The organism is Microbacterium helvum, assembly GCF_014779795.1.
Taxonomy (GTDB): Bacteria; Actinomycetota; Actinomycetes; order Actinomycetales; family Microbacteriaceae; genus Microbacterium; species Microbacterium helvum.
The window spans coordinates 56502-71659 of record NZ_JACXZS010000004.1 but is presented as its reverse complement, the minus strand read 5'-3'; the positions used below and the strand labels follow the sequence as shown (position 1 = coordinate 71659).

Genomic DNA, 15158 nt, shown 5'->3' with positions numbered 1-15158 from the left:
GGAGGGGCCGGCATCCTCTCCTCCCCACCGGGCGCCTCTCGCGGACTTTCCCCAGATCGGGGCACCTCGCTCCCATCGACGCGGCGTGCGGGCCAGGCTGATCCCACCGCCGGCGTCCTCGGGCACGGGGCGCCGGCGGGACCATCGGGGATCGACCCCTACGCAGAGAGAGGAATCGACATGAGCGACCTTTACGACACCATCACCGTGACGGGCAACGTGGCGAGCGAACCGCAGTTCAAGCGCACCCAGAACGGACTGACCATCACTTCGTTCCGCGTGGCCAGCGCGCAGCGCCGGTTCGACCGGCAGACCGAGCGCTGGGTGGATGCGGGCACCAACTGGTACACGGTCTCGGTGTTCCGGGGACTCGCCGACCATGCCTTCGCATCGCTGCACCGCGGCGAGCGCGTGATCCTGACGGGGCGGCTCCGGCAGCGCCAGTGGGACAACGGCGAGAAGAGCGGCATCGCGTTCGACATCGAGGCCGACGCGCTCGGCCACGACCTGCTGTGGGGTACGACGACCTTCGTCAAGGACGACCGTCGGAAGGCTGTCGACCCGATGCCGGCCGACGCCTGGCAGGTTCCCACCGGGGGAGATGCGTGGGCGACCCCGGGCATCGACGGCGATCGGCCGGCCGCGCTCGACGACGAAGGGGTCCCCGAACTGGTCGGCGCCGGCGCCGCGAGCGCGACGGACGCCGGCTCAGCCGACACTCCGTTCTGAAGGGATGCCGGTCCCACGGCGTCCACCGGGGCGTCGGGCGTGCGCACGTAGACTGCATGCGTGGCCCGACTCCCTGCACCCGCTGTCGACCTCGAGCGACCGCGGACGCGCAGACGTGGCGGAGCGCTCGCGCTGACGGCCGCAGCCGTTGTGCTCGTGCTGACCGCGTGCGCGCCCGCCACGCCCACGCCCACGCCCACGCAGAGCGGGACCTCCACGGCGCCCACGACCGGTTCGTCCTCGTCCCCATCGCCGACCACCGGTGCGACCACCGCTCCCACGGCTGCCGCGCCCGCCCTGGTGCCCGACGGCACCGCCGCCGACAACCTTCCCTACTTCACCGCCGTCACGGCCGCCGTGTGGGCGACGGACGACCGTGTCACGGGTCGCGCCTACATCGATGCGCTCGTGGCGGCAGGCTTCGACAAGTCGGCCATGCAGCTGACGAACGACCGGTCGACGGTGGGCAACGCGGCGGAGAGCATCCAGTTCTCGGTGCGCTGGGGCGACGAGTGCCTCGTCGGGCAGGTGGGCCCCGCGACGGGCGACCCGGTCACGGTCGTCCTGCCAGTCGTGGCCGAGGGCACGTGCCTCATCGGGCAGACGCGGCCCATCGACTGGTGACGCCTCGCCCGCTCGTGCCGGACGACGGCCGGTAGGCTGGGACGCTGACGTCCGATCCCAAGGAGAACAGAAACGCGATGGCTGAGTACATCTACTCGATGGTCCGTGCCCGCAAGGCGGTCGGCGAGAAGCTGATCCTCGACGACGTGACCATGGCGTTCCTGCCCGGCGCCAAGATCGGCATGGTCGGCCCGAACGGCGCGGGCAAGTCGACGATCCTCAAGATCATGGCCGGACTCGACACGCCGTCCAACGGCGAGGCCAAGCTGTCGCCTGGGTTCACGGTCGGCATCCTCATGCAGGAGCCCGAGCTGGACGAGTCCAAGACCGTTCTGGAGAACATCCAGGAGGGCGTCGCGATCAAGGCGAAGCTCGACCGCTTCAACGAGATCTCCGGCCTGATGGCCGATCCCGACGCCGACTTCGATGCGCTGCTGGCCGAGATGGGTGCGCTGCAGGAAGAGATCGACGCCGCCGACGCGTGGGACCTCGACTCGCAGCTGGAGCAGGCGATGGACGCACTCCGCACGCCTCCGGCCGACGCGTCCGTCGCGAACCTGTCCGGTGGTGAGCGCCGTCGCGTGGCCCTCGCGAAGCTCCTGCTGCAGAAGCCCGACCTGCTGCTGCTCGACGAGCCCACCAACCACCTCGACGCCGAGAGCGTCCTGTGGCTGGAGCAGCACCTGCAGAAGTATGCGGGCGCCGTCATCGCCATCACCCACGACCGGTACTTCCTCGACAACGTCGCGGAATGGATCGCCGAGGTCGACCGCGGGCGGCTCATCGGCTACGAGGGCAACTACTCGACCTATCTGGAGAAGAAGGCCGAGCGTCTCGCCATCCAGGGCAAGAAGGACGCGAAGCTGGCCAAGCGCCTCGCCGAAGAGCTCGACTGGGTCCGCTCGAACCAGAAGGGGCGTCAGGCGAAGTCGAAGGCGCGTCTGGCCCGCTACGAAGAGATGGCTGCCGAGGCGGACCGCACCCGCAAGCTGGACTTCGAAGAGATCACGATCCCGCCGGGGCCGCGACTGGGGAACGTCGTGATCGAGGCCAAGAAGCTGCAGAAGGGCTTCGACGGGCGCTCGCTCATCGACGGCCTGAGCTTCACGCTCCCGCCGAACGGCATCGTGGGCGTCATCGGCCCGAACGGCGTCGGCAAGACCACGCTCTTCAAGACGATCGTCGGCCTCGAGCCTCTCGACGGCGGCGAGCTGAAGATCGGCGAGACCGTCAAGATCAGCTACGTCGACCAGTCCCGGGCTGCCATCGACCCGAACAAGACGCTGTGGGAGGTGGTCTCGGACGGCCTCGACATCATCACGGTCGGCAAGACGGAGATCCCCTCGCGCGCCTACGTGTCCAAGTTCGGCTTCAAGGGCCCGGACCAGCAGAAGAAGGCAGGTGTGCTCTCCGGCGGTGAGCGGAACCGCCTGAACCTCGCGCTGACGCTGAAGGAGGGCGGCAACCTGCTGCTGCTCGACGAGCCGACCAACGACCTGGACGTCGAGACGCTGCAGTCGCTCGAGAACGCGCTGCTCGAGTTCCCCGGCTGCGCGGTCGTCATCACGCACGACCGGTGGTTCCTGGACCGGATCGCGACCCACATCCTCGCCTACGAGGGCACCGATGAGAATCCCGACCAGTGGTACTGGTTCGAGGGCAACTTCGAGGCCTACGAGGCGAACAAGGTCGAGCGCCTGGGTGCCGATGCCGCGCGCCCGCATCGCACGACGTATCGCAAGCTGACCCGCGATTGAGTCGAAGGCAGCGAGCTTGCTCGGACGCTGAGGCGTGTTGACGAACGGAGTGAGGCTCACGCGTGACTGACACCGATGGCGCGGCGGTCGCTCCCAGCGGGAGCGGCCGCCTGCACATCCCCATCCACCTGAGATGGGGCGACCTCGACGCGTTCAACCACGTCAACAACACGTCGATGCTGAAGCTCCTCGAAGAGGCGCGTGTCCGTGCTTTCTGGGTGCCGGCACCGGGCGAGACAGCGCCGCCGACCGCGGTGCTGGAATCCAGCATCTTCAGCGGAGTCCTGACGCTCATCGCCCGGCAAGAGATCGAGTACCTCGCGCCGGTGCCGTATCAGCGGGATCCGCTGGACGTGCAGATGTGGTTCGGCAAGATCGGCGGGTCGAGCATCGAGGTCTGCTACGAGGTCTACAGTCCCGTCGAGACCGCCGACCTCGGCCGACAGCTGTACGCCCGCGCGACCACCGTGATCGTGAAGGTGGATGCCGCCACCGGACGCCCGCTGCGCCTCACGAGTGATGAGCGCGCATCATGGGCGCCGTATGTCGGCGAGCCCATCTCGTACGGCTACCGTCGCTGACGTCGCGGCCCGAGAGCCGGGCGTCTTCAGTAGAGCCGGTGCTCCTCGGGGACGCGCACCATGATCTCCTGCGCGACGCTCGCCAGCAGTGCGCCGTCCGCACTGTAGATGCGTCCGGTCGCGAGTCCCCGGCCACCCCGGGCGCTCGGGGACTCCTGGACATACAGCATCCATTCGTCCACGCGTCCGAAGCGGTGCCACCACATCGCGTGATCGAGGCTCGCGACCTTGAGCCCCGGCGTCGTCCAGGCGATGCCGTGAGCGCGCAGGATCGACTCCTGGATCGTGAGGTCGGTGAGGTACGCGAGCGCGGCGCGGTGGATGGCCGGGTCGTCGGGGATCGGGCGGCGCACGCGCATCCACACCATCTGGTCGGGGCGACGCGGCCCCTCGACCGAGGTGTAGATCGGTGACGGGATGTGACGCAGTTCGACGGGGCGGTCGGTGAAGAACCTCTTCGTCATCGGGTGCAGTCCGTCTAGCCGGGCCTCGATGTCCGGCAGGTCATCGGGATGCGGCACGCCTGCGGGCATGGGCGCCTGATGTTCCAGCCCGGGATCCTCGTCCTGGAACGAGGCGATCATCGAGAAGATCGGCACACCGTCCTGGTAAGCCTGTGTCCGGCGGGTCGAGAACGATCGCCCGTCGTGGATCCGATCGACCGAGAAGGTGATCCCCTTGGTCGAATCGCCCGGTCGCAGGAAGTAGCCGTGCATCGAGTGCACCTTGCGGTCATCGGGGAGGGTCCGGGATGCCGCGACGATCGACTGCGCGAGCACCTGGCCGCCGTAAACGCGGCCGAGGGGCATCGACTGGGAACGACCGGTGAAGATGTCTTCGGTCGTGCGGGCGTCGGAGCCGCTGAGGTCGAGCACCGCGAGCATCGACGCGACCGCGTCGGTGGATGGGTCGGCGTGGTGCTCGGTGTTCACGGGTCTCCTCGTCGTCGATGCGTGGAGAGCGGCGGCCGGCGCCGCTCGCTCCGCTTGGTAGCTTAGGGGCGATGTCTCCGCGCCTGCTGTTCGCCGATCCCGCCTCCGCCGCCGACGCCCTGACCTTCGCCGGTCGAGCGGCACGGTTCACGATCGAAGGCTTGCGACTGCAGGCATCCGGAGGGGTCCTCGCGATGACCGCCGCACCCCTCGCGCCACGGGGCCTCGGCGATTCCACGCCGACCGTGCTCGCGATGCGGACGCTGGCGGCCGACCCCGAGCTGGTCTGCGACGTCGTGGTCGAGGCATCCGCGCTCTCCGCCGCCGACGACCCGCTGGCGCTCACCCTGCCCGACACGGCGGTGTCCGCCGCGTGGGCGGGGATCTCGCCGCCACGCGCGGGGTGGGAGCCGCAGCCCGGGGTCGAGGCATCCACTCTCGCGGCCAGGGCGCAGGGCGGCATCGCCCGCGTCTCGGAGTCGGTGCCCACGGACGCCGGAGAGGACGTCGTGCGCGCCGTGCGGGCAGCGGTGTGGGGCGCACCGGAGGACGACCTCGGCGGCCTGCCGCTCGGCGTCGCGTTCGCGGCGCTCAGCATGGGGTTCATCAACGGCGCCGAGACCGCCCGCGTCTACGCGAACGGCCCCTGGCGCCGCGTCAGCCTCGAACGCGGGCACGTCGTGGTGCGCGGTCCGCTGGTGTCGGGTCTGACTCCGGTGCGCCGAACAGGCTCCGCACCCGCCTGACGAGCACGGGCCGGGGCGGCAGGCGGCTCACACCGCCGCTGCGGCCGCGCGGCCGGCGATGCGGCCCGAGAACAGGCACCCGCCGACGAAGGTGCCTTCCAGCGCGCGGTAGCCGTGCACGCCGCCGCCGCCGAATCCGCTCGCCTCGCCCGCCGCGTACAGGCCGGGGATCGGCGCGCCGTCGGCGCCCAGCGCCCGGCCCGACAGATCGGTCTCGATGCCGCCCAGCGACTTTCGGGTGAGCACATGCAGCTTGACGGCGATCAGCGGCCCGGAGTCCCGCGCGAGGATGCGGTGCGGCGTCGCCGTGCGGATCAGCCTGTCACCGCGGAAGGCGCGCGCCGAGCGCAGCATGGCGATCTGCGCGTCCTTGGTGAAGTCGTTGTCGACCTCGCGGTCGCGGGCCTCGACCTCCAGGCGGACACGTTCCGGGTCGAGGACCTCGCCGCCCGGAAGCGCCTGCATCCCGGCGATGAGGTCATCGAGCTTCTCGCGGACGACGAAGTCCGCGCCCTTGTCCATGAACGCCTGCACGGGCCCTGACGCGCCCTTGCCCAGGCGCGACTTCGCCAGCAGCCGGACGTCCTTGCCGGTCAGGTCGGGGTTCTGCTCGCTGCCCGAGAGGGTGAACTCCTTCTCGATGATCTTCTGCGACAGCACGAACCACGAGTGGTCGTAGCCGGTCGCCCGCAGGTGAGCGAGCGTTCCGAGCGTGTCGAAACCGGGGAACAGCGGCACGGGCAGGCGGGCGCCCGTCGCGTCGAGCCACACCGAGGACGGGCCGGGCAGGATCCGGATGCCGTGATCCGGCCACACCGGATCCCAGTTCTGGATGCCCTCGACGTAGTGCCACATGCGGTCGCCGTTGATGAGACGCGCCCCGGCGGCGGCGCTCACCGGCTGCATCGAGCCGTCGACGTACGCGGGCACTCCGGTGATCATCGTCTCGGGTGGAGTGCCGAGGCGCTCGGGCCACCACTGGCGCACGAGCTCGTGGTTGCCGCCGATGCCGCCGGAGGCCACGATGGTCGCGTCGGCGGTGACCGCGAACCCGTCGACGACGTTCCGCGAGCTTGCGACGCCGCGTGCGGCGCCCGAGGGCTCGAGCACGTCGCCCGCCGCGCCCGTGACGACGCCGCCCTCTACGGTCAGAGAGGTGACGCGGTGCCGCGGCAGGATCGTCACCCGGCCGTCCGCCTCCGCTGCTTCCACCTCGGCCTGGAACGGTGCGACGAGCCCGGGGCCTGTGCCCCACGTGATGTGGAAGCGCGGCACCGAGTTGCCCGGACCGATGGCGGTGTAGCCGCCGCGCTCGGCCCATCCGACGATCGGGAAGAAGCCCACGCCCTTGCTGCGCAGCCAGTCGCGCTTCTCCTGCTGCGCGAACTGCAGGTAGGCCTCTGCCCAGCGCCGCGGCCACAGGTCCTCTTCGCGGTCGAAGGCGGCGTTCCCTAACCAGTCCTGCCGCGCCAGCTCGATCGAGTCATGGATGCCGAGGCGCCGCTGCTCGGGGGAGTCGATGAAGAACAGCCCGCCGAACGACCACCACGCCTGTCCGCCCAGGTTGGTGCGCGGCTCCTGATCGACGATCGTGACGCGCTTGCCGGCGGCGACGGCCTCGGCGGCAGCGACGAGACCAGCCAACCCCCATCCGATCACGAGCACGTCGGTGCGATGGGTGGCTGTGGGCATGTCGACTCCTTCGTCGGCCGGGGGATTCAGCGGGTGGTGTCAGGTTGTGAGGGTGGTGCGGAGGTGACCGGGAAGGATGCCGCCGCCCGCGGCCCTGCGGTGGGTCCGATGCCCGAGGGCTCGAACGTGTTCACCATGGCATACGCGGCGCGATGCAGGTAATCCCACAGCGTCGCCTCGTGCAGCGGGGGCAGCTCGAGCTCGTCGACCGCGGCGCGCATGTGGGCGAGCCAACGGTCGCGCGCGTCCGGATCGACGTGGAACGCGGCGTGACGCATGCGCAGACGCGGGTGGCCGCGCTCCTGCCCGTAGGTGGTCGGGCCGCCCCAGTACTGCTCCAGGAACGTGGTCAAACGGTGCTTGGCGGGCCCGAGATCCTCCTCGGGGTACATCGGGCGCAGCACTTCGTCGTCCGCGACCCCGCGGTAGAAGGTGTCGACGAGACGCACGAACGTGTCATGGCCGCCCACCTCTTCGTAGAACGTGATGGGAGTCTGATCCGTCATGGCTGTCCTCCGGGGGTCGCGCTGGGGTCCTCGTCGGGCGAAGGCGGCTTCTTCTTGCTCGTGCGCTTGGGCTTCCAGACGGCGCCCTCCGCAGCCGGAGCGACGGGGTTGGGGCGCGTCTTGGGCGGGTTCGCGCCCCGCACCCGCTGCGCGCCCTCCAGACCCGACGGCATCACCGCGGTGAGCGAGGGGAGCGAGATCCCCATCTCGTCGATCGCGTGCTTGAGCCGCATGCGCAGCTCGCGGGCGACGTCGTCCTTCGCGTTCGCACGTGTCTTCATGACCAGCCGGATGACGAGCGCGTCGCCCGAGATGGACTCGAGACCCCACACCTCGGGCTGCTCGATGATGCGGGTGCGCCACTTCGGGTCTTTCGCGAGGCTCTTCGCGGTGTCGAGCATGACCCTCTCGACCTCGTCGATGTCGGAGTCGACGGCGACCGACAGATCGAGGATCACCCGCGACCAGCCCTGTGACAGGTTGCCGATCCGCGTGATCTCGCCGTTGCGGACATACCAGAGGGTGCCGTTCACGTCGCGGACGTGGGTGACGCGTACGCTCACGTACTCGACGATGCCGGTGGCGAGGCCGAGGTCGACCACGTCGCCGATGCCGACCTGATCCTCGGCGACGATGAAGATGCCGTTGAGCACGTCCTTGACGATGTTCTGCGCGCCGAAGCCGAGGCCGGCGCCGACAGCGGCCGTGAGCAGCGTGAGGGAACCCAGGGCCGTGGGTGCGAGCACGTTGATGATGAGCAGCAGCGCGATCACGACGACCGTGACGTTCACGATGTTGCTGAGGATCGAGCCCAGCGTGCGGGTGCGCTGCACGAGCCGCACCGAGGCGAGCGGCGAGCGTTCGAGCGCCTGCGTGTCGTCGACGTTGGCCTTGTTCTTCGCGCCGTTCACGATGCGGTTCACGACGCGGCGGATGACGAATCGCAGGATCCACACCAGAAGGAATGCGCCGACGATGATGCAGACCACTGTCAAGACGTTCCACCCGGCATCCACGAAGAACTGACCGACGCTCTGCCAGAACGCTGCCGTGGTGACGGGGGGAGGATCTTCGAGGAACACGGAACTCATCGGCACCAGCCTAACGAGCGCGGCCTTGGAAAGACCTCAGCGCACGGGCGGCATCGGCTCGTCATCGTCGAGCAGCCGCAGCCGGTGCGCGAGGATCACGGCGTGCACGCGGTCACGCGCACCGACCTTCGCGAGCACCCGGCCCACGTGCGTCTTGACTGTCGATTCGCTGAGGAACAGCTGCTGCGAGATCTCGGCGTTGGTGTAGCCGCGCCCCATCGCCAGGAACACCTCGCGCTCGCGTTCGGTGAGCTCGCCGGTCGGATCGGGGATCGCAGGCTGCGCGGGCGGCTGGGCACCGAGGCGATCGAGCAGGACGCGCGTGATCCGGGGAGACAGCGGGGTGTCACCGCGGTGCACCGCGCGGATCGCCGACGTCAGCTCCGCGCGCTGGGCGTCCTTCAGCAGGAAGCCGCTGGCACCGGCCTCGAGCGCCCCGAAGGCGTACTCGTCGAGGTCGAACGTGGTCAGGACGAGGACGCGGGCATCGGGCGCGACGCGCGCCAGCTGTGCGGTCGCCGCGATCCCATCGAGCACCGGCATCCGCACGTCCATCAGCACCACGTCGGGCCGCAGGCGCGCGGCGAGATCCGCGGCCTGCTCGCCGTCTGCGGCCTCGCCCACGACGACCAGGTCGTCCTCGGCCTCGAGCACCATGCGGAAGCCGATGCGGATGAGCGCCTGGTCGTCGGCGATGAGGACGCGGATCGGTCCGGTCCCGCTCATGTGGTCTCCTCGCTGTCCGGGTTCAGCCGGGTCTCGGTCGTGCCGCTCGGGATCGTCGCGGTGAGCTCCCAGCCTCCTGCGCCGTCCGGGCCGGCCGACAGCGTGCCGCCGATGTGGGCGACGCGTTCGGCGATGCCGCGCAGACCGAAGCCGCCCGGCGCGGTCGACGGCGTCGCGCGGTCGTTGCGGATCGTGACCGTCGAGGCATCCTCGCCGTGGTCGATCCGGACCCGGATGACGGTCGCCGACGGCGCATGCCGCATGGCGTTGGTCACCCCCTCCTGCACGATGCGCCCGACCGCGTACTGCGCGGTGTCGGGCAGATCGGCAGACCCCGTCACGACCAGCGTCGCGGGGTATCCGGCACGCTGCGCGGACGCGACCACGTCGTACGGCGACACCGGCGCGAGCGGCGCGAGCGGGGCCTCGGCGTCGCCGTCCCGCAGCACGCCGAGCATCGTGCGCATCTCGGTGAGCGCCTCGCGCGCCGTGGTCGCGGCGGCCTCCATCGCCCCGCGCGCCCTCTCCGGGTCGGCCGTCGCTGCGGCGCCTTCGGAGAGCGCCACGATGACGGTGAGCGAGTGCGACACGACGTCGTGCATCTCGCGGGCGATCCGCGCCCGCTCGGCTGCGGCCGCGAGCTGAGCCTGCTGGTCGCGCTCGACGACGAGCTGCCGAGACCGGTCGATGACCGCTTCGAGATAGCGCTTGCGGTTGCCGATGTTGATGCCGACGAGCGCGCCCACGAGGGCGACCACTGCCGCCGACAGCAGCGCGTTGAGCGCTCCGAGGAAGTCCACGGCCCCCAGCAGCACCTCGAATCCGCCGACGAGTGCGATGGCTCCCATCCCGGCGCCGTACGCGATCCAGCACAGGCGGCTCGACGCGTACACCGCGACGGCGTAGGTGGAGAGGATCAGCAGCGGCGATCCCGCGGCCGACGGATAGGCGAGCATGACGAGCTGCAGCAGGATGGCCAGCGCGTAGGGCAGCAGAGGCCACCGGCGGCGCAGCATGAGCGATGCGGCGGCCGCGATGGCGATCACCATCGAGACGATGTGGAACGGTGCCCCCGGATCGGCGTTGTCGGTGCCGACCGGCCCCGCCGTGGTCAGGGCGATCGCAAGGCCGATGAGGGCCACGACGATGTCGGTGAAGAGGGGATGCCGCGCCCAGAACCGGCGGATCACGCCGGGCGGACGGGGGAGCAGCAGCTCCGCATCCGCCGGAGCGGATGCGGAGCTGCCGCTGCGAGCCATGTGCTCGACTCTACGCGTCACGCGTGCGCAGGACGCCCCAGCCGATCAGCAGGGGAACGATGGTCCAGCCGGCCAGGGCGAGGAGCGACGGCAGGAGGTCTCCGCCTCCCGGCGTCGTGAGTGCCGACGCCGCGTTCATCGGCAGGTACTGGCCGAGATCGACGATCCAGCGCCATCCCTCGCCGGCCATGGCGAACATCTGGACGACGATGGGCAGCACGAACAGCACGCCGACCGTCGCCGCGATGGCACCGGCGCCGTTGCGCACGATGAAGCCGAAGCCCAGTCCGATCAGGGTGAACGCCACCATCGACAGGACGCCGTAGACCAGCGGAACGATCGACTGGGACGGCTCGGACCAGTCGATGCCGCCCGTCAGAAGGGGAGCGGTGGCGAGGATCGCCACGGCGTAGGTGATGACGGTGACGACGGCCATCAGCGCTGCGACGACGACGGCCTTGGCCAGCACGACGGCGCCGCGTTGCGGTTCGGCGGTGAGGGTCGAGCGGATCATGCCGGTCGAGTACTCGCCGGTGATCACGATGGCGCCGAGGATCCCCGCCACGAGCATCGTGAACTGCGTCGGCGAGAGAATGGCGCTGACGGCGGGGAACCCGGGGCCGAAGCTCGACGAGGCCGCTGCGATCATCATCGAGATGCCGATCGAGAGCGGTGCGGCGACGCCGAGCGACCACCAGGTCGATCGGACGGACATGACCTTGATCCACTCGCTTCGCAGCAGGTGGCCGAAGCTGAGGCGGTACGGCGAGGTCGTGCGCGAGCGCGTGACCTGCTCAGTGGCGATGGTGGTCATCAGATCTCCTTGGACTTGTACTCGACGGCTTCGCCGGTGAGGGCGAGGTAGGCGTCCTCCAGCGAGCCGGTACGGGACGTGAGCTCGTGCACCGGGATGCCGAGAGACGCGGCGAGGTCGCCGAGCGATGCCGCGGTGACGCCGGTGATCTCGGCGGCGCCCGGCTCGGTGGCGGCGACGGTGACGTCAGGTCCGGACACGGCCGCCGCCAGCTCGGTCAGCCGGGGCGAACGGACCAGGACCGTGTTGCTGGTCCAGGCGCGGACGAGCGCCGACAGCTCGGCGTCCGCCAGCACCTGACCGCGCCCCAGCACGATCACGTGGTCGGCGGTCTGCGCCATCTCGCTCATGAGGTGGCTCGACAGCAGCACCGTGCGACCTTCGGCGGCGAGGTAGCGCACGAACTGGCGCACCCAGCGCACACCTTCGGGATCGAGGCCGTTGACCGGCTCATCGAGGATGAGGGTGTGCGGGTCGCCGAGCAGCGCGGCGGCGATCCCGAGCCGCTGGCCCATGCCCAGCGAGAACTTGCCTGCCCGCTTGTCTGCGACCGACCCGATGCCGGTGAGTTCGATCACCTCGTCCACCCGGGCGCGTCCGATGCCGTGTGTGGCGGCCATGGCGCGCAGGTGGTTGCGAGCGGATCGGCCGGTGTGCACCGCCTTGGCGTCCAGCAGCACCCCCACCTCCGCGAGCGGCGCCCGCATCTGACGGTACGGCGTGCCGTTCACGGTGACGCGGCCCGAGGTCGGGCTGTCGAGCCCGACGATCATGCGCATGGTGGTGGATTTGCCGGCGCCGTTCGGGCCGAGGAATCCGGTGACCTTCCCCGGCTGCACGGTGAACGACACCTGCGAGACGGCGGTCTTGTCTCCGAATCGCTTCGTGAGCTGTTCTGCAACGATCATGCATCCGACGCTACGGACAACGAGGGCCGCCCCGCGTCCGCCCGCGGTGCCGTCGTGCGGCCTGCGACCGGTACCGCGGGATGATTCCGGTCGGAAGAGACACCGGATGCCTCGGCCCCGTGCGAGCACGGGACCGAGGCATCCGCTCGATCAGGAGCGCGGGTTACTGGGCGTCGCGGTCCTGGACGGCGAGGGCCCGCTCGACGCCGGCGAGGTTCTCGGCGACGAGGCGGCGCAGCGCGGGAGCGGCATCGCCGTTGGCCTCGAGCCACGCGCGCGTCGCGTTGCGCAGAGCGACGTCGGCGAGCGGCGCCGGGTAGAGCCCGACGATGAGGTACTGCGCGATCTGGTAGGTGCGCGAGTTCCAGATCGGCACGAGCGCGTCGAAGTACCGGGCGACGTAGCCGTCCAGCAGCTCGCGGCTCGCCGGGTGCACGAAGCCGAGCGCCGCGGAGCGCACGATGGTGTTCGGCTGGTCGTCGCGGTCGACGAGCGACGCCCAGGCGGCGTCCTTCGCCTCGGCCGACGGCAGCGCCGCCTTGGCCTGCGCGGCGAACTCGCCGCCCTTGGCGGTGTTGTCGGCCTCGAGGGCCGCGTCGATGTCGGCGGCGGTGACGACGCCGCCGGCGGCCAGCGACACGAGCAGCTGCCACGACAGGTCGGTGTCGATCTCGAGACCGTCGAACGTCGCATCGCCCTCGCGGACGGCGCGGACCTGCTCCCACTGCTCGGCGGTCGCCGCCGCGGACGCGAACGCGGTCACGAACTGCAGCTGGCTGTCGCTGCCGGCCTCGGCGGCCTGGGCGAGCTCCCACAGCGCGTCGGCGACCTTGGCGCGCGTCGCATCCCGCTTCTCAGGGGCGACGTACGAGCTCGCGGCGAGCTGCAGCTGGCCGAGCGTCGTGCGCACCGTGGTCGACTCGGTCTCGGCGCCGATGTTGCGCAGCACGAGGTCGACGTAGTCCGACGCGGATGCCTCGGCGTCGCGCGTCTGGTCCCAGGCGGCACCCCACACGAGGGAGCGTGCGAGCGGGTCGCTGATCTTGCCCAGGTGGTCGATCGCCGTCTGCAGCGATTGCGCGTCCAGGCGGATCTTGGCGTACGCGAGATCCTCGTCGTTGAGCAGGACGAGGGCCGGGCGGGAGAGGCCCTTCAGCTGCGGCACCTCGGTGAGATCGCCGTCGACGTCGAGCTCGAGGTGGTGGACGCGCACCAGCGCGTCGCCCTGCAGCTCGTAGAAGCCGACGCCCAGGCGGTGCGGGCGGATCGTCGGGTAGTCGGCGGGGGCCGTCTGCACGATCGCGAAGCGCGTGATCCTGCCGTCGACGTCGGTGACGATCTCGGGGGCGAGGGTGTTCACGCCCGCCGTCTCGAGCCACTTCTTCGACCAGGTCGACAGCTCGCGGCCGCTGGTGACCTCGAGCTCGGACAGCAGGTCCGAGAGCTCGGTGTTCGACCACTGGTGCTTCTTGAAGTACGCGGCCACGCCGCCGAAGAACGCCTCGATGCCGACCCAGGCCGCGAGCTGCTTGAGCACCGACCCGCCCTTGGCGTAGGTGATGCCGTCGAAGTTGACCTGCACGTCCTCCAGGTCGTTGATCTGCGCCACGACCGGGTGGGTCGAGGGGAGCTGGTCCTGACGGTAGGCCCAGCTCTTCTCCATCGCGTTGAAGGTCGTCCAGGCCTCGGTCCACTCGGTGGCCTCGGCCGTGGCGATCGTCGACGCCCACTCGGCGAACGACTCGTTGAGCCACAGGTCGTTCCACCACTTCATGGTCACGAGATCGCCGAACCACATGTGGGCGAGCTCGTGCAGGATCGTGACGACGCGGCGCTCCTTGACCGCGTCGGTCACCTTCGAACGGAACACATAGGTCTCGGTGAAGGTCACCGCGCCCGCGTTCTCCATGGCGCCCGCGTTGAACTCGGGCACGAAGAGCTGGTCGTACTTGGCGAAGGGGTAGGGGAAGTCGAACTTCTCCTCGAAGTAGGCGAAGCCCTGGCGCGTCTTGTCGAAGATGTAGTCGGCGTCGAGGAACTGCCACAGGCTCTTGCGACCGTACACGCCGAGCGGGATCACGCGGCCCGAGGCGCTGGTGAGCTCCGAGAAGGTGGCCTCGTAGGGACCGGCGATGAGCGCCGTGATGTACGACGAGATGCGCGGCGTCGCCTCGAAGATCCACGTCGCGCTGCCATCACCGTGCTTCTTCGGATCGGGCGTGGGGGAGTTGGACACGACCTTCCACGGCTCGGGGGCCGTGACGGTGAACTGGAACGTCGCCTTGAGGTCGGGCTGCTCGAACACCGCGAACACGCGGCGCGAGTCGGGCACCTCGAACTGCGAGTAGAGGTACACCTCGCCGTCGACCGGATCGACGAAACGGTGGAGACCCTCGCCGGTGTTCGTGTACAGGCAGTCCGCGTCGATGACGAGCTCGTTGTCGGCGGCGAGGTCGTCCAGCGCGATGCGCGAGTCGGCGAACGCGGTCGTCGGGTCGATGGACCGGCCGTTGAGCGTGATCTCGCGCACCTCGCGCGCGATCAGGTCGATGAACGTCGAGGCGCCGGGCGTCGCCGTGAAACGCACGACGGTCCGGGATCCGAAGACCTCGGCGCCCTTCATCAGGTCGAGTGCGACCTCGTACGACTGGGTGTCGACGATCGCGCGGCGCTCCTGCGCCTCGATGCGGGTGAGGTTCTCTCCAGGCACTGCTGTGGCTCCCATGGGTGAGGATGACGGATGATCTCGACGCCTCCGCGATGCGCAGGCCCGTTCCGGCGGCCGACGTGAGC

General features: G+C 70.0%; 14 protein-coding genes. 5 read left to right on the top strand and 9 right to left on the bottom strand.

What is annotated here, in order from left to right; genetic code table 11:
* Nucleotides 1–180: 180 nt before the first annotated feature.
* From ssb to IF188_RS07275, 4 genes are all read left to right on the top strand, one after another.
* Nucleotides 181–729, top strand: a complete 549-nt coding sequence (gene ssb, locus IF188_RS07290; RefSeq protein ID WP_191171129.1) for a single-stranded DNA-binding protein — start codon at nt 181–183, stop codon at nt 727–729.
* Between the two features lie 60 nt (nt 730–789).
* Nucleotides 790–1353: a DUF6993 domain-containing protein gene (locus IF188_RS07285; protein ID WP_318152828.1), complete on the top strand. Its 564-nt coding sequence runs from the start codon at nt 790–792 to the stop codon at nt 1351–1353.
* A gap of 77 nt (nt 1354–1430) precedes the next feature.
* On the top strand, nt 1431–3110 hold the full coding sequence (ettA, locus tag IF188_RS07280; RefSeq protein WP_191171128.1) for an energy-dependent translational throttle protein EttA: 1680 nt from the start codon (nt 1431–1433) through the stop codon (nt 3108–3110).
* Nucleotides 3111–3172: 62 nt separating this feature from the next.
* Nucleotides 3173–3691 carry an acyl-CoA thioesterase gene (locus IF188_RS07275; RefSeq protein ID WP_191171127.1) on the top strand — a complete coding sequence of 173 codons (519 nt, stop codon included), beginning with the start codon at nt 3173–3175 and terminating at the stop codon, nt 3689–3691.
* A gap of 26 nt (nt 3692–3717) precedes the next feature.
* Here IF188_RS07275 and IF188_RS07270 read toward each other — a convergent pair whose 3' ends face one another.
* Nucleotides 3718–4575: an acyl-CoA thioesterase gene (locus IF188_RS07270; RefSeq protein WP_191171373.1), complete on the bottom strand. Its 858-nt coding sequence runs from the start codon at nt 4573–4575 to the stop codon at nt 3718–3720.
* Nucleotides 4576–4694: 119 nt separating this feature from the next.
* Here IF188_RS07270 and IF188_RS07265 point away from each other — a divergent pair, with 119 nt between their 5' ends.
* The gene (locus tag IF188_RS07265) at nt 4695–5369 is read left to right on the top strand and encodes a hypothetical protein (protein WP_191171126.1); all 675 of its coding nucleotides are present in this window, start codon (nt 4695–4697) and stop codon (nt 5367–5369) included.
* 27 nt (nt 5370–5396) lie between these two features.
* Here the strand turns inward: IF188_RS07265 and IF188_RS07260 are convergent, their stop codons facing one another.
* The 8 genes from IF188_RS07260 to pepN all read right to left on the bottom strand — a co-directional run bounded on the left by IF188_RS07260 (nt 5397) and on the right by pepN (nt 15075).
* Entirely contained in the window at nt 5397–7061 is a 1665-nt protein-coding gene (locus IF188_RS07260) for an FAD-binding dehydrogenase (protein WP_191171125.1), read from the bottom strand.
* 26 nt (nt 7062–7087) lie between these two features.
* Nucleotides 7088–7567, bottom strand: coding sequence for a globin (locus IF188_RS07255; RefSeq protein ID WP_191171124.1), 480 nt, complete (start codon nt 7565–7567; stop codon nt 7088–7090).
* Complete coding sequence (locus IF188_RS07250; protein WP_191171123.1) at nt 7564–8658, bottom strand: mechanosensitive ion channel family protein; 1095 nt, start codon at nt 8656–8658, stop codon at nt 7564–7566. Before IF188_RS07250 ends, IF188_RS07255 begins: the two co-directional genes overlap by 4 nt.
* A gap of 36 nt (nt 8659–8694) precedes the next feature.
* A complete protein-coding gene (locus tag IF188_RS07245; protein WP_191171122.1) occupies nt 8695–9384 on the bottom strand; it encodes a response regulator transcription factor in 690 nt (229 codons plus the stop codon).
* Nucleotides 9381–10643, bottom strand: coding sequence for a sensor histidine kinase (locus IF188_RS07240; RefSeq protein WP_224751598.1), 1263 nt, complete (start codon nt 10641–10643; stop codon nt 9381–9383). The genes IF188_RS07245 and IF188_RS07240 overlap by 4 nt, the downstream gene beginning before the upstream one ends.
* A 10-nt stretch (nt 10644–10653) precedes the next feature.
* Nucleotides 10654–11457: an ABC transporter permease subunit gene (locus tag IF188_RS07235; RefSeq protein ID WP_191171121.1), complete on the bottom strand. Its 804-nt coding sequence runs from the start codon at nt 11455–11457 to the stop codon at nt 10654–10656.
* Complete coding sequence (locus IF188_RS07230; protein ID WP_191171120.1) at nt 11457–12365, bottom strand: ABC transporter ATP-binding protein; 909 nt, start codon at nt 12363–12365, stop codon at nt 11457–11459. Before IF188_RS07230 ends, IF188_RS07235 begins: the two co-directional genes overlap by 1 nt.
* A 163-nt stretch (nt 12366–12528) precedes the next feature.
* Entirely contained in the window at nt 12529–15075 is a 2547-nt protein-coding gene (pepN, locus tag IF188_RS07225) for an aminopeptidase N (protein ID WP_191171371.1), read from the bottom strand.
* Between the last annotated feature and the right edge of the window lie 83 nt (nt 15076–15158).